17 protein-coding genes are annotated in these 22,714 nt (G+C 40.1%); 11 read left to right on the forward strand and 6 right to left on the reverse strand.

The genetic code is table 11. The annotated features are described in order from the left end of the window. Positions 1–20: 20 nt before the first annotated feature. On the reverse strand, positions 21–1,106 hold the full coding sequence (locus CH352_RS05700) for a PHP domain-containing protein (RefSeq protein WP_100705870.1): 1,086 nt from the start codon (positions 1,104–1,106) through the stop codon (positions 21–23). 174 nt (positions 1,107–1,280) lie between these two features. On the opposite strand from CH352_RS05700, the gene CH352_RS05705 reads away from it, so the two are divergent. Then, positions 1,281–2,306, forward strand: coding sequence for a glycosyltransferase family 2 protein (locus CH352_RS05705; RefSeq protein ID WP_100705871.1), 1,026 nt, complete (start codon positions 1,281–1,283; stop codon positions 2,304–2,306). A 193-nt stretch (positions 2,307–2,499) separates the two neighbouring features. Here the strand turns inward: CH352_RS05705 and CH352_RS05710 are convergent, their stop codons facing one another. Together CH352_RS05710 and CH352_RS05715 are read right to left on the reverse strand one after the other, a co-directional pair. After that, a complete protein-coding gene (locus CH352_RS05710; RefSeq protein ID WP_100705872.1) occupies positions 2,500–4,131 on the reverse strand; it encodes an ArnT family glycosyltransferase in 1,632 nt (543 codons plus the stop codon). Between the two features lie 333 nt (positions 4,132–4,464). Next, complete coding sequence (locus CH352_RS05715; RefSeq protein WP_010515586.1) at positions 4,465–5,313, reverse strand: flagellin N-terminal helical domain-containing protein; 849 nt, start codon at positions 5,311–5,313, stop codon at positions 4,465–4,467. Between the two features lie 242 nt (positions 5,314–5,555). On the opposite strand from CH352_RS05715, the gene ispH reads away from it, so the two are divergent. The 10 genes from ispH to CH352_RS05765 all read left to right on the forward strand — a co-directional run bounded on the left by ispH (position 5,556) and on the right by CH352_RS05765 (position 17,824). After that, entirely contained in the window at positions 5,556–6,494 is a 939-nt protein-coding gene (gene ispH, locus CH352_RS05720) for a 4-hydroxy-3-methylbut-2-enyl diphosphate reductase (RefSeq protein ID WP_100705873.1), read from the forward strand. 131 nt (positions 6,495–6,625) lie between these two features. Next, positions 6,626–8,704 carry a PAS domain-containing sensor histidine kinase gene (locus CH352_RS05725; RefSeq protein ID WP_100705874.1) on the forward strand — a complete coding sequence of 693 codons (2,079 nt, stop codon included), beginning with the start codon at positions 6,626–6,628 and terminating at the stop codon, positions 8,702–8,704. Then, positions 8,697–9,968 carry an ATP-binding response regulator gene (locus CH352_RS05730; protein WP_100705875.1) on the forward strand — a complete coding sequence of 424 codons (1,272 nt, stop codon included), beginning with the start codon at positions 8,697–8,699 and terminating at the stop codon, positions 9,966–9,968. Before CH352_RS05725 ends, CH352_RS05730 begins: the two co-directional genes overlap by 8 nt. A 19-nt stretch (positions 9,969–9,987) precedes the next feature. Beyond that, positions 9,988–10,350, forward strand: a complete 363-nt coding sequence (locus CH352_RS05735) for a response regulator (protein WP_100705876.1) — start codon at positions 9,988–9,990, stop codon at positions 10,348–10,350. Between the two features lie 13 nt (positions 10,351–10,363). Next, a complete protein-coding gene (locus CH352_RS05740) occupies positions 10,364–10,747 on the forward strand; it encodes an STAS domain-containing protein (RefSeq protein WP_100705877.1) in 384 nt (127 codons plus the stop codon). Further along, on the forward strand, positions 10,747–12,858 hold the full coding sequence (locus tag CH352_RS05745; RefSeq protein WP_100705878.1) for a chemotaxis protein CheA: 2,112 nt from the start codon (positions 10,747–10,749) through the stop codon (positions 12,856–12,858). The genes CH352_RS05740 and CH352_RS05745 overlap by 1 nt, the downstream gene beginning before the upstream one ends. Positions 12,859–12,909: 51 nt before the next feature. After that, entirely contained in the window at positions 12,910–15,786 is a 2,877-nt protein-coding gene (locus CH352_RS05750) for a methyl-accepting chemotaxis protein (protein ID WP_243396241.1), read from the forward strand. A gap of 10 nt (positions 15,787–15,796) precedes the next feature. Beyond that, positions 15,797–16,297, forward strand: coding sequence for a chemotaxis protein CheW (locus tag CH352_RS05755; RefSeq protein WP_100705879.1), 501 nt, complete (start codon positions 15,797–15,799; stop codon positions 16,295–16,297). Continuing rightward, on the forward strand, positions 16,298–16,789 hold the full coding sequence (locus tag CH352_RS05760) for a chemotaxis protein CheD (protein ID WP_100705880.1): 492 nt from the start codon (positions 16,298–16,300) through the stop codon (positions 16,787–16,789). Between the two features lie 6 nt (positions 16,790–16,795). Further along, a complete protein-coding gene (locus tag CH352_RS05765) occupies positions 16,796–17,824 on the forward strand; it encodes a protein-glutamate methylesterase/protein-glutamine glutaminase (RefSeq protein WP_100705881.1) in 1,029 nt (342 codons plus the stop codon). Positions 17,825–17,854: 30 nt separating this feature from the next. On the opposite strand, the gene CH352_RS05770 is transcribed toward CH352_RS05765, so the two are convergent. The 3 genes from CH352_RS05770 to CH352_RS05780 form a co-directional block, all read right to left on the reverse strand. Further along, positions 17,855–20,596 (reverse strand): ATP-binding protein, encoded by a 2,742-nt coding sequence (locus CH352_RS05770; RefSeq protein WP_100705882.1) that lies wholly within the window; start codon positions 20,594–20,596, stop codon positions 17,855–17,857. A gap of 6 nt (positions 20,597–20,602) precedes the next feature. Beyond that, positions 20,603–22,255, reverse strand: coding sequence for an acyl-CoA carboxylase subunit beta (locus tag CH352_RS05775; protein ID WP_100705883.1), 1,653 nt, complete (start codon positions 22,253–22,255; stop codon positions 20,603–20,605). Between the two features lie 128 nt (positions 22,256–22,383). Next, positions 22,384–22,713: an STAS domain-containing protein gene (locus CH352_RS05780; RefSeq protein ID WP_008596558.1), complete on the reverse strand. Its 330-nt coding sequence runs from the start codon at positions 22,711–22,713 to the stop codon at positions 22,384–22,386. Position 22,714: the final 1 nt, after the last annotated feature.

Genomic DNA, 22,714 nt, shown 5'->3' on the forward strand with positions numbered 1-22,714 from the left:
TTTCCAAACCCTCCGAACTCTTATAATTTCTGGAAGAATGGATTACTCAGAATAATTGCAGTCGGATAGATCACCTGCACTCTCACATACAAATCGGTGGGTTTCAATTTATAAGCCCCTTTGTTTTGATAAGAAGTATGAGAAAGAATTTCAGAATTTTGGCCAATGAAGTCCACACTGATCGGAGTGTCTTCAAAATCGAAAAGGATCTCATTTTCGGAATTTAGTACCAAAGGTCCCAATTTAGGTTCTTCTAAACTCCTTTCCATTTTTCGAACACAAAGATAATTCCCTTCTTTTAAGGAACGAAGAATTTCTTTTTCATCCAGACTGTCAGTGTTTACAAGAAGATACCTCATCAAAGATTCTCCTTCTTGTTTGTAAATTTCGGAACTTAAATCTCTCCAGTTTGGGATTCCGGAGGTTCTAACTCTTAAATACTCATCTCTTGGAAGATAGTGCAAATCATCCGAAGCCATACAGAAGGAAGGATGTTTCTCACTTAGTAATTTGTCCCAAAATTTAGGGATATCCCCGAATGGGCTCATCACTTCTAATGCATCGTATTCTTTTAGTTGCGACAGTAGTTTTAATGGAAATGATTCATTCAAAAGTGGATGGTTGATCACTACAAAACCGTTTTTAGATTCGAGTTTATCGATTACCCATTGTAGATTTTCCGGATCAGCATAAAGAGGAAATAGATCATAACTTGCTTCTTCTATACCTAAAACACTGAAATGCCTTTTTCTAAGATTGGTTCCCCATTCGAATCCTTTGATCTGGGCGAGTTTTGGAGACTTAGGGCTCGTGACCCTTTCGTAATCAGTGAAGCCTAAAATTTTGTATCCATTTGCTGCGTAGACTGTCTCTATCTCTTCCGGAGAATTCCTGCCAGGAGTAAACCAGGTGCGATTGGTATGTAAATGAATTCCGGTTTTTTGGAGTTTGAGTTTGGTATTTCTTTTATACGGATTGGAATATTTCTCCCAATCCACAGAGGATCTATAAGTATCCGCTCTGAAAATTGCCCAAGTGAGCATATTTCCGAATAGAAGTACTCCGAGAAAGATAGAAACTAAAAGAGCTATCCTACTTCTTTTCATTCTATCGCTATTACATAAATGAGGCTATCGGAGAAAACTAGAATTCTGTATTTTGAATGTTACAACTTGTATACGATTTAAAATAAGGAATGTTTCGGATTCATTGATCTGTAACATAGAAGGACCGAATTCTGGATGATTCTTCGCTCATACTTCTAAGAACTCTATTTTAGAATGAAACCCTTCCCTCTTGTATTGGTCCTTCCTGCGTATAATGAAGAACTTACTATAGAAAAAACCATTTTGGAATTTTATAAAGAGATCCCACATGCATATTTTGTGATCGTAGATAATAATTCCAAAGATAGGACCACTGAAATTTCCAAAAACGTAATAGAGGAACATTCTATCTTAGGAGAAGTCCTTTTCGAACCGAGGCAGGGAAAGGCGAATGCAGTTAGAGCTGCATTCACTAAAATTGACGCAGAAACTTACATCATATGCGATGCAGATCTGACTTATCCCGCTTTTAAGATACACTCTATGATCGAAACTCTCAAAGAAAATGATTTAGACATGCTCGTGGGAGATCGTCTGACCGAGGGAGATTATGGAAGGGAGAATAAAAGAAGGTTCCATTCGACCGGAAACAAACTTGTTCTTACATTGATTAACTTTTTATTTGGAACTAAGCTCAAGGATCCAATGAGTGGATATAGAGTATTCTCCCGTAGATTTGTTAAAAATTATCCGATTCTATCTTCCGGTTTCGAGATAGAAATAGAAATGACCTTGCATGCCTTGGACAAAAGGTTTCGAGTGGGAGAGATCTCTGTTCCTTATAAAGACAGACCTCCCGGAAGTTTTTCAAAACTGAATACCATTCGAGACGGATATAAGGTAGTGAAGAATATATTATGGATCTTTAAAGATTATAAACCGATGCACTTCTTCGGATTTTTTTCTGTGGCTTCAGGAATTTTGTCCTTAGTAGCAGGAATTCCTCCAATTCTGGATTATATCGAATATAGATATGTCTATCATGTTCCTTTGGCTGTGCTTGCTACAGGATTAATGTTGTTTTCTTGGATCCAAATTGCGATAGGACTCGTTTTACATACCGTTTCTAAAATCCAAAGGACAAATTTTGAATTGAAACTGGTCCAATTCGGAATGGAAAACCCGTTTCGGAATCAAACAACGATTCCGACTGCTCCACAAAGATCCGCAGGAAGTGAGAAGAAGATCGCGAATATTTAAACTTTTGTAGGAGTTCCTACAAGCGGATAAGGATCGCCCCCACCCTGAATCTTGGGTGGTGGGGAGTGGCCCGTGGGAGAAGCTCGCCATCTCTATAGCTCAAAAAAGGCTTTCTTACAACCTAAATCTTGCTTCTTAAAAAATGGAACGCAGATTCCGCATTCCATTTCCAGGTTGAATCTTCATTCCAGAGTTATTTAGGAGCAGAATCAAGAAGGACAATCCCATTTTCAGAGGAAACTTCCTGAAAGCTTCTCTGCGGATATGTTAATACTAATTCCAACACACTATTTCGGTTGCATATGATAGAAAGTTTCTCTTCGGTATCCAATAGAAATGTTTCGTCTTTGAACTTATAACTTCCTATCATATGGATCTTCTTTTCTCTATAAAACATAGGATAGAAAGAAAGATATTTGTAATATACGATCTGATTTCCAGACTTCTCGGCTTTATCATAAAGACGCAGATTCCCATCTTGCAAAAATGAAATGATCTTAGGTGTGATTGTAGATGATAGAACTCCTACAAAGATCAGCATCGAAGTCCAGGTCGAAACTAGGAAAAGTGCTCTTCCTTCTTCTTTTTCTCTTCTGAACAATTGTAATCCTACAAATCCGATCAATATCCCTAAAAGGAGGACCAATCCAGAAGAGGAATACCAAAAATTGAAAGACGGCAATAGTTCTTTTCCGACGCTCATCGTAGAGCCGGAATATTCTGAGATTTGAGGAAGAAGTAGAAAGATCAAGCCTACAACTATTCCAATTCCGAGAAAGCAAAATGAGAAAGAATTCGATTTCAAAATTTCCGGTTTTTCTAAGATCAAATATGATGCAAAGAAGGATAAAGGAATATAAATAGAAGAGGAATAATGAGGCAATTTGGTTTGTACGATCGAAAAGATAAGTAAAACAACTCCCAACCAAACTAGAAAGTAACGGGAAATTCTGGAAATTTTAGGATCAGTAAACATTCTCCAATTCTTTGCACTAGGGAGCAAAAGTATAGTCCAAGGAAAAAATCCAATAAACATTACGATAAAATGATAAAACCAAGGACCTGTATGAGATTCTAAAGACTTAGTTAGTAATTTCTTCTGAAAATCAAAAAACTGGACTATAAACTCATTTCCGTATAAGATAAAATTCGTAAGATAATAAAAACTTAATACGGCAATTGCGACAACGCCGAATAATATAAAATCGAATATCCTAATCCGAAAATTTCTATCTAATAGTCTGTTTGTCCCAAAAATAAAAAGAGGAATAGCTAATCCTAAAGGACCTTTTGTCAAAACTGCAATTCCGCCAAAGAATGCTGCTGCCAAGATCCAGATGGCTCTATAACGAAAATCCCCCTTTTCTTTTGTTTCATATAAATACAAAGAAAGAACGGATGCCAAGATGAATGTATTAAATAGATGATCTATATAAGCAGTTCTTGCGAGAAGTAAAGGCAAAAGAGAAGCTGAATATAAAAATGCCCATACGTATCCGAACTTTTTAGAATGCAGAAATGTTCCGAATCTAACTAAGATCAAAAAGGAAAGAATCCCGCTGAATACGGAAGGCAGCCTGGTGGAAAATTCTGAAAGTCCGAAAACTTTATAAAATACATTTGCAAGCCAAAAGAAGAATGGAGGTTTTTCGCTGAATGCCTGCCCATTTACTTGGATCCTGAAATATTCTCCGGTCTCAAGCATTGACTTGGAAGCTGCACCATAAATATTTTCATCCCAATCGATCAGGGAGAAACTTCCTAATCCAATGAGCAATAATAGAAGATAAACTAAAAGTGTAATTGGTAAATGCAAGTTTCGCATGAGTGCAGAAGATTTCCTTATGGAGAAGATTTAATCTTCCCCCCTTCCAAAAATTTGAAGGATAGATCTTTCGCATTCTAAAACTTACTTTAAAGATTCAGATTCGATTACAAATCGGATAAAATTTTACAGTAGGCATAAATATTGCGGACCTATTTAAAGAAGAAGATAAAAAAAAGCCTAACTTTCGCTTACGAGAAGTTAGGCTTCAGAGTCGTACGGCGATTTATAATAAATATAAATCCGTGGTCCCGTCGAAAGAACCAACATTAGCTTAAAGCCAGCTCCCCTGCCGGAATACTACCTAGTCAAACCGGCAGGTTAGCTATTGAATTACTTCAATAGCTGGAGCACAGTTTGAGGTTTCATGTTCGCCTGAGCGAGCATCGCAGTAGCAGCTTGAGTCAGAATTTGATATCTGGTAAAGCTGGTCATTTGCTCAGCCATATCAGTATCACGAATTCTTGATTCAGCCGCTTGGATGTTCTCATAAGCGTTCATGAGTCCCTTAGCAGCATGTTCCAGACGGTTGTAATAAGCTCCTAAGTCTGCTCTTTGTTTAGAAATTAATCTAAGAGCATCGTCAGCAAGACCGATTACGGAGTTCGCTTTTCCCGCCGTAGAAAGAGAGATGAAAGTCAGAACGGTCGGGTTTCTTAATCCCAGAGCCGCAGTGTTCATCGTTTCGATATACACTCTTTCTCTTTGGTGCATGTTAGCACCCATATGGAACCACATACTTGCGGTCGGGTTCAAACGAGCGAAAGCTCCAGTAAGGAGTTTCATTTTGTTGAACTCGGCCTGAGAAGCAATCCTGTCGATCTCGTCGACCAACTGAGATACTTCTACTTGTATTTGTTGACGGTCTTCTTCGGTGTAAATACCGTTCGCAGCTTGCACAGCAAGCACGCGGATCCTTTGAACAACTTCATGGGTTTCTTGCAGATACCCTTCTGCTGTTTGGATCAAAGACATACCGTCTTCAGTGTTTTGTTCCGCCCTGCGCAAACCTCCGACCTGTGTCCTCATTTTTTCAGACACGGCCAAACCGGAAGCATCATCACCTGCACGGTTGATTCTCATACCGGAAGACAACTTTTCGATGTCTTTGTTCATGCTTTCGCTATTGAACTTCAAAGTTCTGTGAGCGAAGATGGCACTGATATTGTGGTTAATAATCATTCGGTTCCTCCTTGAATCCGAATCTCTCCGAAGAGAGAATTTGATTTTCCTAGAGGTCTTCCTTGACCTCTTCCCCTTGAAAATCGGGAAGATCCTGAAATTAGAAGAGATACTTTTTTCTCCCAAAAATAGATAAAAGATCCCTTCCTCCTGTAATTGTATATGTCGCTTTTGAGCTATTGGAGAAGGTTTTCGCACGAAAATGCTTGCCTCTTTCGGGAGGCGCCAGAGTCTGAAAGTAGATGCTTGAAAAAATCTATCTCGCGAATCCCCGCGGTTTCTGCGCCGGTGTCAAATACGCAATTTCTTATGTGGAACAGGTTCAATCCAATTCCGCAGAACAGATCTATGTCCGTAAAGAGATCGTTCACAATCGAAGAGTTGTGGAAGATATGAAAAAAAGAGGCATTAAGTTCATTAACGAACTAGGCGAAGCGCCGGACGGTTCCACAGTTGTTTTTTCCGCTCACGGAGTTTCTCCGGAAGTAGTAGAAGAAGCAAAACGTAGAGGAATGAAGATTGGGGATGCGACCTGTCCCCTGGTTACTCGGGTTCACAGAAAAGCGCGTAGATATAAAGACTCTCATCAAATCATATATATAGGCCACCAAGGACATGACGAAGCTATCGGAACCATGGGAGAAGCCCAAATGTTCTTGGTAGAATCTCCTGAAGATGTCCAGAAATTGGTCGGAAGATTGGATATAAACAAACCGATCACTTATCTTATGCAGACCACCTTGTCTGTAGCAGACACCAAATTAGTGGTCGAGAAGATCGCAGAACTATTTCCGAGTGTAGAACATCCGGCTAAAGATGATATCTGCTATGCTACTACGGAAAGACAAGAAGCGGTATCATCCATGATGGAAGGAATAGATGCGATGATGGTGATCGGAGCGGACAATAGCTCTAATTCACTCAGGCTTCTACAATTGGCCCAAAAATCCAAACCTTCCTCCTTTAAAGTTAGCTCCTTAGAAGAATTAAATAAAGATTATATAGCAAACTCTGAGATCAAGATATTAGGAATTACTGCGGGGGCTTCTACTCCTCAGATCCTGGTAGATGAGATCATTTCTAAACTTTTGCAATTCTATCCGGATGCAGTTTTGGATCTTTTCCCCGGTTCCAGGGAGGATTCCATGAGCTTCAAATTACCTGCGAATCTTTTACTGTAGTAACTTCGACTTCTAACTATGTCCCAAATCTTCTTAATTTAACCAAATTACACCGAAATAAGTCATTTTTGTGGAATTTTCCTCTAAAATGGTTGAATTAAGTTTATTTTCGCTTAGATTTTCTGGCCTATATGGTCGCGGAAGATCTGCAGTTCGACACAGAAACCGGACTTTTTCAAATTATTGTTTCCCAAACTTCGGACGCAATTCTTGTTACAGACGCTGTTCTAAACGAGAGCGGACCTTCTATTGTTTTTGTAAACCCTGCATTCTGTGAGCTGACAGGATACAGATCCGAGGAGTTGATCGGAGGCTCTCCCAAAATTTTGTTCGGAAAGGAAACAGACAGAAGAATATTACAAAATCTTAAAAATTGCCTATTACGCGGCGACTCCTACTCTTCTTCCACAATTAACTACAAAAAAGACGGCACTAAATATCATTCTGAATGGAAAGTCTCTCCGGTCAAAGACCAGGACGGAAATATTACAAATTTATTATCTATCCAAAGAGATATCAGCGAGAAGATCGTCCGAGAAGAACTGACTGCTAAAAGACTAAGATCCGAAATGGGCCTTACTGCCGCTTCCCAAATCTTATTAAATACAACTCACGAAAGTTTTACGATAGAAAGAGCGATTGAACATTTTTTGGTATTGGTGGAAGCAGAAAGGATCTATCTCTACAAAAAGACCGCAAATCCGGATGTGTTGGCCTTACAAGCAGAGATAAAGAGTCCTTATTCGAGTGCAACTCTTGCAGAAACTCATCCCGAAATTTCACTCTCCACTAAATTTGCCAGATGGAAACCGTATCTACTCAGGAATGATATAATTCAGTTTAGAACTTCCGATCTTCTGGATTCTGAAAAGCCGTTTTACCAAGGAAGAAGGACGGATACAATTTTTTTATTTCCGATCAGAATGTCCGGAGATTGGTTCGGTTTCTTGGGAATGGAATTCTTCCAACATGAATTAGATCCGGAGGAGCAATTTACTTTTCGAACATTCGCAGATTTGCTCGGATTTTATCTGGAGAGAATGTCCATCTTAGAAGAACTAAAGATCCATAAAGAAAACCTGGAAGAAACGGTAGTTAAAAGAACTAAAGAACTTTCGGTCCAAAAGGAAAAGGCGGAGGCGGCAAGCACCGCTAAAAGTGATTTTCTTGCCAATATGAGCCATGAGCTTCGTACTCCTTTGAATGCGATCATAGGACTTTCTAAACTAATCAAAATACAGGATGAAAGTTCTAACGACAAAAGATACTTAGATCTGATCCATAAATCAGGATTACATCTATTAGGATTAATTAATGATATTTTGGAACTTTCAAAACTGAATGCAGGAAAATCTTCCTTCTATTTTTCTGAAATGGATTTAAGGAAAGAATTGGAGCAGGTAGTAGAATTTTTAGAACCGGAACTTATAAGAAAACATATCCATTTAGTCTGGGATGATCCTGATAATATCATATCCACGATTTGGGGAGATCCTAAACGGATTCGGCAGATCTTTTTAAATCTAGTAGGAAATGCGGTAAAATTCACGGCTGAACAAGGTTCCATCTATCTTTCCATCAAAAGAGAAAGAAAAGATTGGGTGATTGAGATCACTGACACCGGGATCGGAATTCCGGATTCGGAATTGAAAAAAATTTTCGATGCATTCTATCAGGTCAGAAATTCCAAATCGAAAGACACAGAAGGAACCGGACTTGGACTTTCTATCGTTCAAAAATTAGTGGAAGCTCATGGAGGAAGTATACGCGTTAAAAGCCAACAAGGGATCGGAACTACTTTCTATCTAAATCTTCCTGTATTGGAACAAACTCCTAAGCAATCTAAGAGCAGAAAAAATTTTGCAGGTGGATATCCTGATAAATTGAAAAATTTCTGCTTTATCCAGTTAGAATTGAGCGATCCAAAAAACGCAGAACTTCTTACGCATTTTTTTAAAAAACAAAATCAACCGTTACTTTTGAATGAACTTAGTAAAGGCAGGAAGATCGTTCTATTCCAAGATTCTAATTCTCCTTTGGAAGAAAGAATATCGGAAATTTGGAAAACGGTGCTCATACTTCCGGAAGAGTCACAAGACTTTGAAAAAAAATATTCCATGGAGAATTTTGACTTTGTTCTTTCCCAACCTATCTCATTGGACGAGCTAAAATTAGTATTGGAAGAATTGGCGGACGAAATCAATGACTAACTCTACAAGTTCCTTATTCAAAAATAAACAAGAAAGAAAGAGTGTAGTTCGTGATCCTATACTTCTAGTCGAGGATAAGTTAGAAAATACACTAATGCTCGAAGCTCTTTGTGACGAGTTTGGGATCCAATACCAATCCGCTTCCAACGGAGAAGAAGCGTTGGAAATGGCAAAAGCCAATAAATATTCTTTTTATATAGTAGATCTTATGATGCCGGTAATGGATGGCCCAACCTTCATCCAGAAATTGAAGGAATTCCAACCGGACGCAACTGTACTTGTCCAAACTGCACTCGATTCCACTGATACAGTGATCGAGGTAATGAAACTAGGAGTATTCGATTATATAATCAAACCTATCCTGCCGGACCAATTTTTTAAGGCTCTAAATAAAGCGGTAGATTATCGTTTCTTAAAAGCAAGCGAAGCTGCAATCCTGGAAGCGGAAAGTCTGAAACTCAGAAACCAACTTGAATGGTTAACCTATAAAGAGACCAGAAGAAAAGCGGGAGATGAATCCTGGGAGAAATCCTCCATACATTCCTTACAGACTTCCCTTTCCCAAGGATCGGGGATTGGAGCGATCATCAGTCTTTTGGACATGATAAAGACTGAAATGAAAGAAGAGGGAGATAATTATCTAATTAATAAAAGTATGATGAACCTGGTAATAGAAAACCAGGAGATCACCAAAAACTTACTCAAGGGCCTCACTCAGCTATTAGAGATCATCAATCGAAATCTAGAAAAGAAGAAGATCAAAGCTTCGGATCTTGTGGAAAGGATCAAACATTCCGCTGAGTTTATCCAACCATATCTTGAAAAAAAAGGTCTTAGGCTGGCTCTTCCCGTTTTGAAAAAGGAAGTAGAACTGGATATAGAAGTTGATCTGTTTCTTCTCGCTTTGGAAGAAGTGATTCTAAACGCATACAAATACTGTGCCCCCAAAACATCTTTAGAAGTATTTACGAGCATTAACCAAGGTTATTTCTGCGTTGTGGTGAAAAATATCGTGGATGAAAGACCATACGGAGGTGTGGACGAAAAACACGAAAACCTTGTTCTGCAACCATTCTTTCGTATACACCCACCAGTAGAAAGTGTATCTCACTTAGAAAAATTCGGTTTAGGTTTGGGGCTCACAGCGGTGGACCAAATCCTCAGAAAGCATAACGGTCTATTCTTTATTCATAATGCAAAGGATCACACTGGAGAACAGGTCCGTCTTTGTGTTATGAGCGAATTATTATTACCCATTCAATGAGAATGAAAAGAAGGAGAATATGAAAAAAATCTTAATCGTGGATGATTCTGCCGTGTTCCGAAAGATACTTACCCTCCATCTTTCTCAGGCTTCCTTTTCTGTAATCGAAGCGGAAGACGGACTCCAAGGCTTGGAGAAGTTAAAAGAAGGGAAAGTTGATCTGGTAGTGAGTGATATGAATATGCCAAACATGAACGGAATATCTTTCGTGAAAGCAATCAAAGAGGATTCGAACCATAAATTCGTTCCGATCATCATGCTGACAACTGAATCACAAGATGAGTTGAAAACGGAAGGTTTAAAAGCAGGGGCGAAGGCTTGGCTTACTAAACCTTTTTCTCCGGAAGAACTTCTGAAAACGATACAGGTTTTACTCGTATAATCGGGAATGTTTTATGTCTTTGGAAATAAAAGTATCTGAGCTAGGACAAAAGAATTCCAGACCGATCTTTCATTTAGATCTTTCTGGAGAGGCATCAATTTATTATGCCTCTGATTGGAAGTCCAAATTGCAGTCTCTTTTGGACAGGAACCCGATCCGAATAGAGATAGATACATCTGCTTTGGAAAAAGTAGATTCCAGCTTTGTTCAATCCTTAATTCTGCTTAAAAAAGATTCTTTATATAAGTCCTGGGATCTCGCTATCTTAAATCATCCGAATTGTTTATTAGAATTTTATGATATTTATGGCCTGATCGGTTTTTTTCAAGACCGTATCCGAATTTCTAAAAAAGATTCCTCTACCTTTAAATTTTCTTATGGATTGGAGAAAGTGTAATGGATCTTTCTGAGATTAAAGAAGCATTCATACAGGAATCTCTGGAACTTTTGTCAGGGGCTGAATTACATCTTTTACGTATGGAAAAAGGAGAATTCGACGAAGAAGCGATTCATTCCATGTTCCGATCAGTTCATACGGTCAAAGGGACTGCAGGAATGTTCGGGTACGAATCCATAGAAGAATGTTCTCACGAGTTGGAAACCCTACTCGATCTGGCAAGATCCGGAAAAACCGAATTGGATCCGTCTAAGATCGACTTTCTATTAAGGGCTATAGACCATTTAAAAAAAATTGTAGGAGATCCGATCCCAGGTAAAAATTTAAGTCCCGAATTAGAGGCTGAGCAGGCAAAAATTATAAAAGAAGCCCAAAGGTTTACCGGTAAAACGTCCGAGAAAAAGGAAATTAAAAATACTGCGAGCAATTCCGGTCCAAACAAAGATACTGCAGAAAAACAAGGAACTGTTAACTCCGATTGGCAGATCACATTCTTTCCGGGAGAAAATATCTTTAAGGACGGAATGGATCCATTCTCCTTCTTAAAGTATCTTAGAACTATCGGAGAGATATTATACTTATACGTTTACAAAACAAAACTACCCGATTGGAACAGTTGGGATTCGGAAAATTGCTATTTAGGATACGAAGTCCAGCTTAAGTCTGGCGCAGAGAAGAAGGATATAGAATCCGTTTTTTCTTTCGTAAAGGATTCTTCCTTTTTAAGGATCGTCCCTCCTCATTCTTCCGAAGAAATATTTCATTCAATAGCGAACGAGATTCCCTGCGAAAAAGAAGAATATTTCAAGGCGTTAGAGCTACAGGGACTTCGTTTTCAAACACCTATCTACGCATATTCTTCTGAAACTTCTAAAGAGCAATCCTCCTCCAAGAAGGCAGAAGGAGAAAAAACGCAAGCCACTCAAATTGTTCCCAAATTGATCCGTATTGATTCCGCAAAAGTGGACCAATTGGTGAATCTTGTAGGAGAGTTGATTATCTCAGAGGCAAGCCTTGGTCGTTTGCTTGCCGACAAGGAAGATTCAGACTTAAGCGAATCTGCAGAAATATTATCCAGACTAGTAGGAGAAATAAGAGAAACTGCAATGGCACTTAGAATGGTGCCTATCGGAGAACTTTTTGAAAAATATAGAAGAACAGTAAGAGATATTTCTTTGGAACTTGGAAAGGAAGTGGACTTCGAAATTTTAGGAGGAGAAACGGAACTAGATCGATCAGTGATCGAAAAGATAAACGATCCAATCGTCCATATATTAAGAAATGCTTTAGATCATGGAATAGAACCAAGCCAAGAGAGAGCAAGCCGCGGTAAATCACAAAGAGGAAAATTAAAGATCCATGCTTCTCATTCTACAGGTAGTATTTCGATTGAGATCTCCGACGATGGGAAAGGGATCAATCAGGAAAAGATCAGACAAAAGGCTATCGAAAAGGGATTAATAGACCCTAACCAAGTGTTAAACGAACAAGAAATTTTTAATCTTATTTTTCAACCAGGATTTTCCACTGCTGAGTCGGTCACAAGTCTTTCCGGTAGAGGTGTTGGAATGGATGTTGTGCTTCGTAACATAGAAGCCTTAAGAGGATCTGTGAATGTACAATCTGAATTTGGAAAAGGTTGTGTATTCTCTATCCGACTTCCTCTTACACTCGCAATCATAGATGGATTCTTAGTTAGGTCTTGCAATTCCTATTTCGTAGTGCCAATGGATTGGGTAAGAGAGACCATGGAGTCGGACCTCCAACTTTTACCGGAAGAAATTGCGGGATCTATCAACTTAAGAGGCGAAGTCCTCCCTATTCTACATCTGGGAAGATTTTTAGGTCTTCCTGATCCGGACGACGGAAGAAAGAACGTATTAGTTTTAGAGCATGACGGCAGAAATTTCGGGGTCTTAGTTAACGATCTGCTTGGTGAGATCCAATCCGTAATCAAACCTTTGAATGAAATTTTCAAAGGAATTCAATGTATCAGTGGGACCTCCGTTTTAGGAACGGGAAAAATTGCGTTCATCTTGGACGTTCCTGGTCTTCATTCCCTTCTGAAAATCCAAAGAACCAATTTAAGAGATAGGACATTCGCACGTTAAGCGAATTTTGATAATAAAGGAAATAATTAATTTATAGTATAGGTAAATCGTATGGGACAGGGTAAATTAAAACTAAGTGTAATTGTTTGGTCTTTGTTGTTGGGAGTATTCCTGACATTCGGATCAGCCGGTTGGAGTTATTTGTATGATCATGGATTCGCGACTGGATCCTCGGATAAAGTTTCGGTCACTTCCGAATCGATACATTCAGAATTAAGAGACTATGAATCCGGTTTGTATTCCTTATTTCTCCCCGGACAAAGCAAAGAATCCCTTTCTTCTAAATTAGAGAATTTGAAAACGATACAAAATACCATTGTATCCGATATAAAAGAATTTTCATCAGGCTTAAAGAATCCAGATGATCTACAGCAATTTCAAAAAGATCTCGAGGCCCTTCAGGAAAGTATCTTAGCTGCAAAAGGAATTCTAGGAATTCAGGCAAAGGATACAAGGGAGAATTTTCTAGATCAGGTTTCCGGAAATTCTATACCTAAATTAGAAAAATTAAAATCAGATTGGGAAAAATCCAAGTCCTTCGTTTCTGTTGCTGTCCAGAAAGAAAACCCACTCTATTATCATTTCCTGTTCGCGATATTTGGGACCCTACTCCTACCTGCTTTGGTGATTTACCTAAAACCATTCTCGTCCGGAAATACAGTTATTAACGGGAAGTCTGATTCTGAGGAATTTATTCGAATTAGAACTGCTTTGGATAATGTTACCACGAATATCATGATGGCGGATCAAAATCTGAAGGTCACCTACATGAACAAATCTATCCGTCGAATGTTTGGGAATGCAGAAGAAGATATCAAAAAGCAACTCAGTCAGTTCAGAATGGAATCTTTGATGGGCTCAAATATTGATAGCTATCACAAGAACCCTGCTCACCAAAGAAATATATTAAAAGATCTGAACCAGACATTCCGTTCCACTATTGAGATCGGCGGTAGAAGTTTCGATCTAATCGCTAACCCTATACTGACTGAGTCAGGAGACAGACTTGGAGCGGTCGTAGAATGGGCGGACGTCACAGAACAGAAGAAAATGTTGGAGGTCCGACGCCAAGAGAATGAAGAGCTTACTCGCATTAAAGTCGCATTGGACAATACTAGTACGAACATCATGATCGCTGATACCCATCTGAATATCAAATATATGAACAAATCGATCGTGAAGATGTTCGAGATAGGCGAAACTGATATCAGAAAACAACTCAACAATTTCCATTTGAATAAATTACTAGGTTCGAATATTGACTCATATCACAAGAACCCTGCACACCAAAGAGGAATACTCGGTTCATTTACCAATACTTTCAAATCAAGTATAGAAATTGGCGGAAGAACATTCGATCTGATCGCAAATCCAATTCTCACAGAAAATGGGGATAGATTGGGCGCAGTAGTAGAATGGTCAGATGTCACTGAGCAGAAAAAAGTCACAGAAGCCCGTAAACTCGAGAATGACGAGTTAACTCGTATTAAAGTAGCCTTAGACAACGCCTCAACGAATGTGATGATCGCTGATAATGACTTCAATATCAAGTATATGAATAAGGCAGTATACAAGATGTTCCAAAACGGCGAAGGAGATATTAGAAAACAATTAAGTGCTTTCAATCTACAAAGTTTACTTGGAACGAATATCGATACTTTCCATAAGAATCCTTCCCACCAACGAAACCTACTCGCCAATCTGACTAGCACTTATGAGTCTTCTATTACGATTGGAGGAAGGTCGTTTAATCTGATTGCAAATCCTATCTTGAGCTCAGAAGGGCAAAGATTAGGAGCGGTGGTGGAATGGTACGACGTCACAACAGAACTTGCAGTCCAAAGGGAGATCGAGGAGATAGTAGGTGCCGCGGCAAAAGGAGATTTTAAAACTAGGGTACGATTAGAAGGAAAAGATGGCTTCTTTAGAAATCTAGGAGAAGGGATTAATTCTTTCTTACAAGTGAGTGAAACCGGACTCAATGAAGTTGTTGAAGCCTTAGAAAGATTAGCTAATGGAGATCTCACTTCCAAAATAGAGAACGAATATTTTGGAACATTCGGAAAACTGAAAGAATACGGAAATACTACGGTGGATAAACTAAACGAGATCATGGGTGATATAGTCATGAAAGCCGGAAGTTTAGTAGGTTCTGCAGGAGAAGTTTCTTCTACTGCAAATTCGCTTAGCCAAGGTGCTTCAGAACAAGCAGCTTCCGTAGAGCAGACAACTTCTTCTTTAGAAGAAATGACTGCCTCTATAGATCAAAACGCTAGTAATTCCAAACAGACTGAGCAGATAGCAAGTCAATCATCAAAGGATGCGGAAGACGGAGGTAAATCAGTAACCGAAACAGTAACTGCGATGAAACAGATCGCGGAAAAAATTTCGATCATTGAGGATATTGCTTACCAGACTAACCTACTCGCTTTGAACGCAGCGATAGAAGCGGCAAGAGCAGGAGAACACGGAAGAGGATTTGCAGTAGTAGCATCCGAGGTTAGAAAATTAGCGGAAAGAAGCCAAAAGTCCGCAAATGAGATCTCAAGCCTTGCAGTTTCTTCCGTAGCAATCGCTGAAAAAGCGGGAAAACTTATCAGCGAGATCGTTCCGAATATTAGAAAAACTGCAGATTTAGTGCAAGAGATCACAGCTTCTAGCGAAGAACAAGCTTCCGGAGTAGTAGAGATCAATAAAGCGATGGGACAGTTAGATCAGGTCTCTCAGCAAAATGCCTCTGCTTCCGAAGAATTAGCGGCGATCGCAGAAGAGATGAATAGCCAAGCGGAATCACTGAGAGAATCGGTTCTATTCTTCCGATTGAGTAAAGAGTCTCTGGGAAAGGAAACTAAAGGCAACGGATCCAAACCTTTGACGGCTGTAAGGACTGTAACTATTCCGGACAAACCTAAGTTTGAAAAATACTGAGGTGTTATAAGTGAGCACTTTCGAAGATAATCAGTATTTGACCTTTAAGATCGGAGAGGAAACTTTCGGAATAGGACTTTTGAACGTAAAAGAGATCCTAGAATACACTCACGTAACTACGGTTCCGATGATGCCTTCTTTTATTCCGGGGGTAATCAATCTAAGAGGAAATGTAGTCCCTGTTCTGGACGTATGCGATAAGTTTTTCAGAAAGAAACATTCTCCAGACAAACGAACTTGCATTGTGATAGTGGAGGTTCCTGAATCAGTTAACGGTGCCGGAATGGATATAGGTCTGATCGTAGAATCCGTATATGAAGTATTGAGTATACCTTCTACTGAAATAGAACCTCCTCCTACATTCGGATCTAGGATACGTGTGGACTTTTTAGCAGGTATGGCAAGGCAGGCAAGCGGATTTATTCTTTTACTCAACCTTCTCCGCTTATTAACGGTAGAAGAATTGACTGCTTTGGAGGAAACAAAAGAGGAAGCGGCTAACGCAGTTTAGATGGAACCAGAGATCGTTAAGGACATTTTTTTGCAGCCGGGAGGTTTCTATTGGGGTGAGAATGACACTCGTATTCGTACCCTTTTAGGCTCATGTGTTGCATTATGTTTTTGGCATCCTTATTCTAAGGTGGGAGGGATGGCTCATATCATGTTGCCAAAGCGACCTTCGCATATTCCGGAACCGCATCCTAAATATGCTGACGATGCCTTGGAATCTTTCTTAAAACAATTCCAAAAATTAGGAGAAAGACCGGGAAGATTCGTATGCAAAATTTTCGGTGGAGCTTCCATGTTCTCGCCGGAAGAGGCTCAATTGGAAGAAGTTAAAAGAATTGTGGAAATCGGCGAGAAGAATGTTGAATCCGTTTTAGATTTGGTCCGCAAAGCAAATATAGATCTAACAGCTTCCAATACCGGGGGTAAGTCCCACCGAAAAATATATTTCTCCTTATGGGATGGAGAAGTGTATATGGAAAACCCCAAAAATTAGTATAATATGATATACGTATATATTATCGACGATTCAGCGGTGGTCCGATCCGTACTTAAGCAAGTCTTGGAGATGAATTCAGATATAAAGGTGATTGGATCGTCACCCGATCCAGTGTTCGCTTTGGAAAAATTAGGAAAATCGGAAAGATGGCCCGATGTGATCGTTCTGGATATCGAAATGCCCAGAATGGATGGGATCAGTTTTTTAAAAAAGATCATGCACACTCATCCTACTCCGGTTTTAATCTGCTCTTCCCTCGCGGAAGAATCATCAGAAACAGCTTGGATCGCGTTGAAGGAAGGTGCGGTCGGAATTGTGACTAAACCCAAAATAGGCCTAAAAGATTTTTTAGAAGATTCTGCAGTATATTTAGGAGAATGTATTCGTTCAGCTTCCATTTCAAAACTAAAACATCAAATTTCGTCTCCTTCTCCAAAAACGAACGGACTGGATTTTACAAAAATTGCGACTACTGATAGGATTATTGCAATCGGGACTTCTACAGGTGGAACGATTGCTTTGGAAGAAATTTTAACTTCTCTCCCCGCAAACAGTCCAGGGATTGTAATCGTACAACATATGCCTGAAAAATTTACGGAAGCGTTTGCAAATCGTCTAGATAAGATTTGTAAAATCACCGTGAAAGAAGCTTCAGATGGGGATAGGATCCAAGAAGGCACCGCACTCATCGCTCCAGGGAATAAACATATGGAAGTGATAGGAAGTGGAGCTCAGTTTATCGTTAAAATAACGGATGGACCACTCGTAAATCGTCACAGACCTTCTGTGGATGTATTATTTCATTCGGTTGCGAAACATGTAGGACGAAATGCAAAAGCATTTTTACTTACGGGTATGGGCGCAGATGGTGCAGCAGGATTATTAGAGATCAGACAAGCAGGCGGAAGAACAATCGCTCAAGACGAAACAAGTTCTGTAGTATTCGGTATGCCAAGGGAAGCCATAGAAAGAGGAGCTGCGGAGAAGATACTTTCCTTAGGAGATATTCCTTCAGAGATTCTCGCCGGTTAAAAACTTAAGCGAGAATCTTAGAAGTATAACTTATAGGAGAGAGAAAGTTACCTTATTCTTTCTATCTTGGATCTCTTCCGGAGTCTCGATCTTAATAACCTCGTCCGGAACAATCTTGAAGATAGTCTGTCCTTTTTGGATAATCTTTCCGTCACTGTCTTGCAAGATCACTTCCTTGACAGTTCCGGAGAATGGAGCGGTTATTTTATTGAACATCTTCATTACTTCCACGATGAATAAAGGTTGGCCAACTTTGAAGTGCTCACCTTCTTTCACCATTGGAGGAAGTTCTGGTGCTTCCTTGGAGTAGAACATTCCACCCATTGGTGAAACGATCTCATCTGAACTTGCTTTAGGAGCAGGCGCTAAGAATTTGATGAATGCGTCTCTTGTGTCAGCCTTCTTAAATTCTTCCGGGATCACTGGTTCTAAATTCTCATCAACTCCCAGTTTATAGAAGCCTGATTTGTTTCCAAGATTTGGAATAATTTTAAGTAATTCTAATCCGATTTGGAATCCTTTGTGAGAAGCAATTGCCTTAGTCCAAACCGAAGAGTCCACGCCTGCAGGAGCCTTTCCTGCAAAAACAGAATCCCAATCTGTGGAATCCGCTTTTTTGCCGGTAAGTCTTTCCAGTTCTTTATAAAATGCTAATGCAGATTGTAAAACCTTCTGATCATGATCCCAGATCTGTTCGGAAGGAGATTGGTGTAACTCACCTTCCATATGTAAATAATAGTATAGGTCGGAAAGAATATGGATCGGATTTCGTAACCAAGTCACTTGGTCTTTTTCGAACTTCCAAGAAACGTTTTCATGATAACCCAAAAATCCTGCTAAAACATGAGCGTCCGAGAGTATCTCTCCCAGAGGTCTTGTGATCAAGGTTAGCTTACGAGAAAGGACCTTCTTCCCTTCGGCTGGAGCATTTGAAAGAACCTTCGTCCAAGCAACTTCAAGATCTACGTCTTTGCCCAAACTTTCAAGAGCACCCACTCCTGCAAGGTATGAGATCATAAACGCAGTAGAAGGTTTGAATAGAGGATCCTTTCCTAAGATCCAGTGGATCAATCCATAATGAACAAGTAAGTTCGTTTGTAGATCCTGACCTCTAAGCTCGGTCTTTCTTAGAACATTCCCGAGTCTGCGAAGATTATCTTCCCTACTTGTTCCGTAAGTGATCAAAAGTGCGATATTCGAATCGTAAGCACCGGCTACTTTATAATGTACGAATAGACCTGTATCAGGATTTCTAACGGAAATGCCTTGGTCATCTCTGATCTCTTCCGGTAGAGGTTTAGACCAACTTAGAATAACGCCGCCAGCGTGAGGTTGGATCGCTTTATTCGTAGCATTGATACGAACTTCCGCGCCGGAAATATTTCGAACAACACGTTCCGGTTTAGGTAGTCTTTTTCCGTGAAGAGCTAAAAGAGCCATTGCCTCGATCAAACTATCTACGATAAAAAATTCGGATTTGTTTTCAGGATTGGTGAACTTCAATGAATACACCATCTCGGTGACTCTATGCTCTACTTGGATCCTGGTGTTCATCTCCATGAAGAAGTGATTGGTCCCTTCTACAATCAACTCGAAGGTGGAAACACTATTTAAAGCGACTGCTTGTCCGAATCTTTCGGATTGCTCTTCCATTTCTTTGAGGACTTGAAGGTCTGCCTTCATGATCTCCGCTTTTTTAGGCGATGTTTTTTCAAGAATTGCGATCTCGTTTTGTAGAAGTTCCTGAGTAAGTGAGATCTCCAGAAGTTTCTGTTCGTGCATCTGAACGGAACAGTCCCTTCCACCTAAAGCAAGACACCATTCTCCGTTACCGATCAACTGGATCTCATTATGCCTGGTCTTTTCGATATTTAATTCTATCAAAAAGTTTCTATTGGAACCAGGAGCGGTTACTTTAGATTCCGATAATATTTCTTGTACTGCAGTCTTTACTTCTTCCGGTTTGGAAACTACCCGTTGGCCTTTTCCTCCGCCACCGCCCACATATTTAAAACGGATACGGTTGCTTGGGTATTTTTTCCAGATCTCAGCAGTTTCAATTTCTGCCTGAGCCTGTAATTCAGGAATGGTTACTAACTCTACGATTTTTTCATAACCGGCATATAATAGCGCTTCCGCATTTTCTTCCAAAGAGACGGAAGAATTATAAGTGTAGCTTAATCCCTTTTCTTTCGCAAGAGCAACTAACGCTTTTTCGTCCTTTGCTTTTTTGAGAAGGCAAGTAGCAGAGATCGTATCCACACCTGGGGTCACAGAAACATTCAGTTTACGAGCGAGTTTTTTAGCTTCGTCTTTAGAGCCCGCTTGGTGAGCCACATGAGAAGAAGGTCCCATGAATGTAATTCCGCTCTCTTCGATTGCCTCGATAAATTCGGAATCTTCTGCCATGAATCCGTAACCGGCAAAGATATGAGTGTATCCGTTATCTTTTGCGATTTGGATGATTTGTTTAATTCTTGCAGCTTTTTCTTCCGCACCGGCTCCCATGTAGTCAGGAACTCGGTGGATATTGGAAGGGAATCTGAAGTCTCTAAGTTCCGGAGCGAGTGCCATCGGATAAACGACCGAATCTTTTTCCGAAAGTAAAATACCGTATTCTCTGATCCCGATTTGGTCGAAAATTTCCATTGCTTCTTTTCGAACTGGGCCTCGGCAGACGATCAGACATTTGATCGTCTCTAAGGAAAAAGAATGGAGCCAAGGAGAAGTAGATTCGCGAAATGTAATGCGCCGATTTTGGTAGTCGATCATCTTTGTTTACTCGAATTCCCTTTGAGGTCCGGACATCGGTCCAGGTTTGTAGTGTCGGATTAAATAATCTAAGTTTTTGAATAGGATGTTTCTGGTGGTTCCCGGAAGAACGATCCTAGAAACGGAACCTAACGATAATGCTTCCTTAGGATTCATAAGTTCCTTCTCGTATTTTTGAGAGAGAAGTTGCAGTTTTTTATCCCTGGTTGCAGCGGCATCTTTTTCAGAGGTGCCATTCTTCAGATTTTCCTTATATTCTTTTTGGATCGCAGTTATCTCGTCTTTGTAGACGTAGTCCTTACCTGCAGGTCCCATAACAGCAATCCTTGCAGTAGGAAGTGCAAATACCATGTCCGCACCGGTATGGTAAGAGTTAAAACTTGCGTAAGCTCCACCGAATGCGTTTCTGATGATAAGAGTTAATCTTGGAGTGCGGATATCTATGATCGAATCCAGAAGTTTTCTTCCTTCGAGCACAATCCCATTTTGCTCCTGTTCTTTTCCAGGTAAGAATCCGGTAGTATCTTCCAAGAATATTAAAGGAATATTATATACATTACAGAAACGGATAAATCGAGTACCTTTTCTTGCGGCGCCAATATCGATCTGACCGGAAGAAACAGCAGAGTTATTCGCTACGAAACCAACCACATGTCCGCCCAATCTACCGAATGCAGTAACTAAGTTTCTGGATCTTTGAGGCTGGATCTCGAAGTATTGTCCATGGTCGCAAATATTCTGGATATATAATGTGATATCAAATGGAGTATTCATTCCTGTAGGGGAATTGAATGTCTTTTTGAATAAGATCTCTTCTTCATAGATAAATCTATCTGTAGGATCAGAAGTAGGATGGAAAGGTGCAGCACTTGAACTATTATCAGGAATATAAGATAGAAGTCTGAGTGCAGTTCTTAATGCTCCTAACTCGTCGTTAGTAACTAAGTCCACTACCCCGCTTTGTCCGTGGACTTTAGGTCCTCCCAGATCGTCTGCGCTGATATCCTCACCTAAAACTGATTTAACAACTCCGGGTCCGGTCAAACCGAAGAACGTATTTTCCGGTTGGATCATGAAGGAACCTTGTCTCGGAAGATAAGCTCCACCACCCGCGTTAAATCCGAACATGAGCATTAAGCTTGGGACCACACCGCTAATCTTTCTGAGTGCTGTGAATGCTTCGGAGTATCCGTCCAGACCGCCAACCCCGGCAGGAACATAGGCACCAGCGGAGTCGTTCATCCCGATCAGAGGAATTCCATGTTCCCCTGCCATATAGATGAGCCTTGCAAGTTTATTTCCGTTAGTAGCATCCATGGACCCCGCTCTTAGAGTGAAGTCATGTCCGTAGATTGCTACGTCCCTTCCGTTAATATTTAAAATACCTGTGATTAAGGAAGCGCCATCTAAATTTTTTCCCCAGTTTTGATAGAGAATATTTGGCTCTGAATTGGTAAGGACTTTGATCCTTTCCCAAACAGTCATTCTTCCTTTAGAATGTTGTACGAGGATCCGATCCGTTCCTCCTCCTTGCAGAGGTTTTTCCAGTAATTCTTTGCCCATTGCATTGGCATCGTCGTAAATACTGGAGACGGGTTGGGATTCCGAAGATTCAGAAGATTGAAACGGATTATCTATAGAGTACGCTTGTTCCGACATACGGTACACAGTTTTTAGAGAAAGGCCAGGGAGGAAAGCTTAAAAATGTTGAAAGAAGAAGGAAAGGAAATCTAAAGTTTGGCCCCGCCGATTTAGAAGATTAAAAAACGGCGGTTCGGGAAAAGTATTTATTGGAGGCTTGAATCTACGGTATCATAAATCTTAAAAAGGGAATCCATATCAATGATCTCGAAAACCTTACGGACTGCAGGGCGTAAAGCGGCAAGTTTTAGTTGGATCTCTCTTTCCTTACAAACTCTTAAGGAACCTACGATGACTCTCAAACCTGCAGAAGAAACGAACTCCACGTTGGACATATCTAAGACGATATTGGGCTCAGTAGCCTTTCGGATATGATCCATGAACGCCTGTTCTACCCTATGGGTATTATGAACATCCATATTTCCAATTAGATGGATCACTCTAGAGTTCCCTTTTATTTCTACCGTCAGTTCCATT

The sequence above is a fragment of the Leptospira hartskeerlii genome, assembly GCF_002811475.1.
Taxonomy (GTDB): domain Bacteria; phylum Spirochaetota; class Leptospiria; order Leptospirales; family Leptospiraceae; genus Leptospira_B; species Leptospira_B hartskeerlii.

What these genes read in the sequence shown, in the direction of transcription:
- CH352_RS05740 (WP_100705877.1), top strand. Translation starts at nt 10,364, where the DNA reads ATGTCTTTGGAAATAAAAGTATCTGAGCTAGGACAAAAGAATTCCAGA.
- CH352_RS05725 (WP_100705874.1), top strand. Translation starts at nt 6,626, where the DNA reads ATGGTCGCGGAAGATCTGCAGTTCGACACAGAAACCGGACTTTTTCAA.
- CH352_RS05770 (WP_100705882.1), bottom strand. Translation starts at nt 20,596, where the DNA reads ATGATCGACTACCAAAATCGGCGCATTACATTTCGCGAATCTACTTCT.
- CH352_RS05780 (WP_008596558.1), bottom strand. Translation starts at nt 22,713, where the DNA reads ATGGAACTGACGGTAGAAATAAAAGGGAACTCTAGAGTGATCCATCTA.
- CH352_RS05760 (WP_100705880.1), top strand. Translation starts at nt 16,298, where the DNA reads ATGGAACCAGAGATCGTTAAGGACATTTTTTTGCAGCCGGGAGGTTTC.
- CH352_RS05705 (WP_100705871.1), top strand. Translation starts at nt 1,281, where the DNA reads ATGAAACCCTTCCCTCTTGTATTGGTCCTTCCTGCGTATAATGAAGAA.
- CH352_RS05730 (WP_100705875.1), top strand. Translation starts at nt 8,697, where the DNA reads ATGACTAACTCTACAAGTTCCTTATTCAAAAATAAACAAGAAAGAAAG.
- CH352_RS05700 (WP_100705870.1), bottom strand. Translation starts at nt 1,106, where the DNA reads ATGAAAAGAAGTAGGATAGCTCTTTTAGTTTCTATCTTTCTCGGAGTA.
- ispH (WP_100705873.1), top strand. Translation starts at nt 5,556, where the DNA reads ATGCTTGAAAAAATCTATCTCGCGAATCCCCGCGGTTTCTGCGCCGGT.
- CH352_RS05775 (WP_100705883.1), bottom strand. Translation starts at nt 22,255, where the DNA reads ATGTCGGAACAAGCGTACTCTATAGATAATCCGTTTCAATCTTCTGAA.
- CH352_RS05715 (WP_010515586.1), bottom strand. Translation starts at nt 5,313, where the DNA reads ATGATTATTAACCACAATATCAGTGCCATCTTCGCTCACAGAACTTTG.
- CH352_RS05745 (WP_100705878.1), top strand. Translation starts at nt 10,747, where the DNA reads ATGGATCTTTCTGAGATTAAAGAAGCATTCATACAGGAATCTCTGGAA.
- CH352_RS05735 (WP_100705876.1), top strand. Translation starts at nt 9,988, where the DNA reads ATGAAAAAAATCTTAATCGTGGATGATTCTGCCGTGTTCCGAAAGATA.
- CH352_RS05765 (WP_100705881.1), top strand. Translation starts at nt 16,796, where the DNA reads ATGATATACGTATATATTATCGACGATTCAGCGGTGGTCCGATCCGTA.
- CH352_RS05750 (WP_243396241.1), top strand. Translation starts at nt 12,910, where the DNA reads ATGGGACAGGGTAAATTAAAACTAAGTGTAATTGTTTGGTCTTTGTTG.
- CH352_RS05710 (WP_100705872.1), bottom strand. Translation starts at nt 4,131, where the DNA reads ATGCGAAACTTGCATTTACCAATTACACTTTTAGTTTATCTTCTATTA.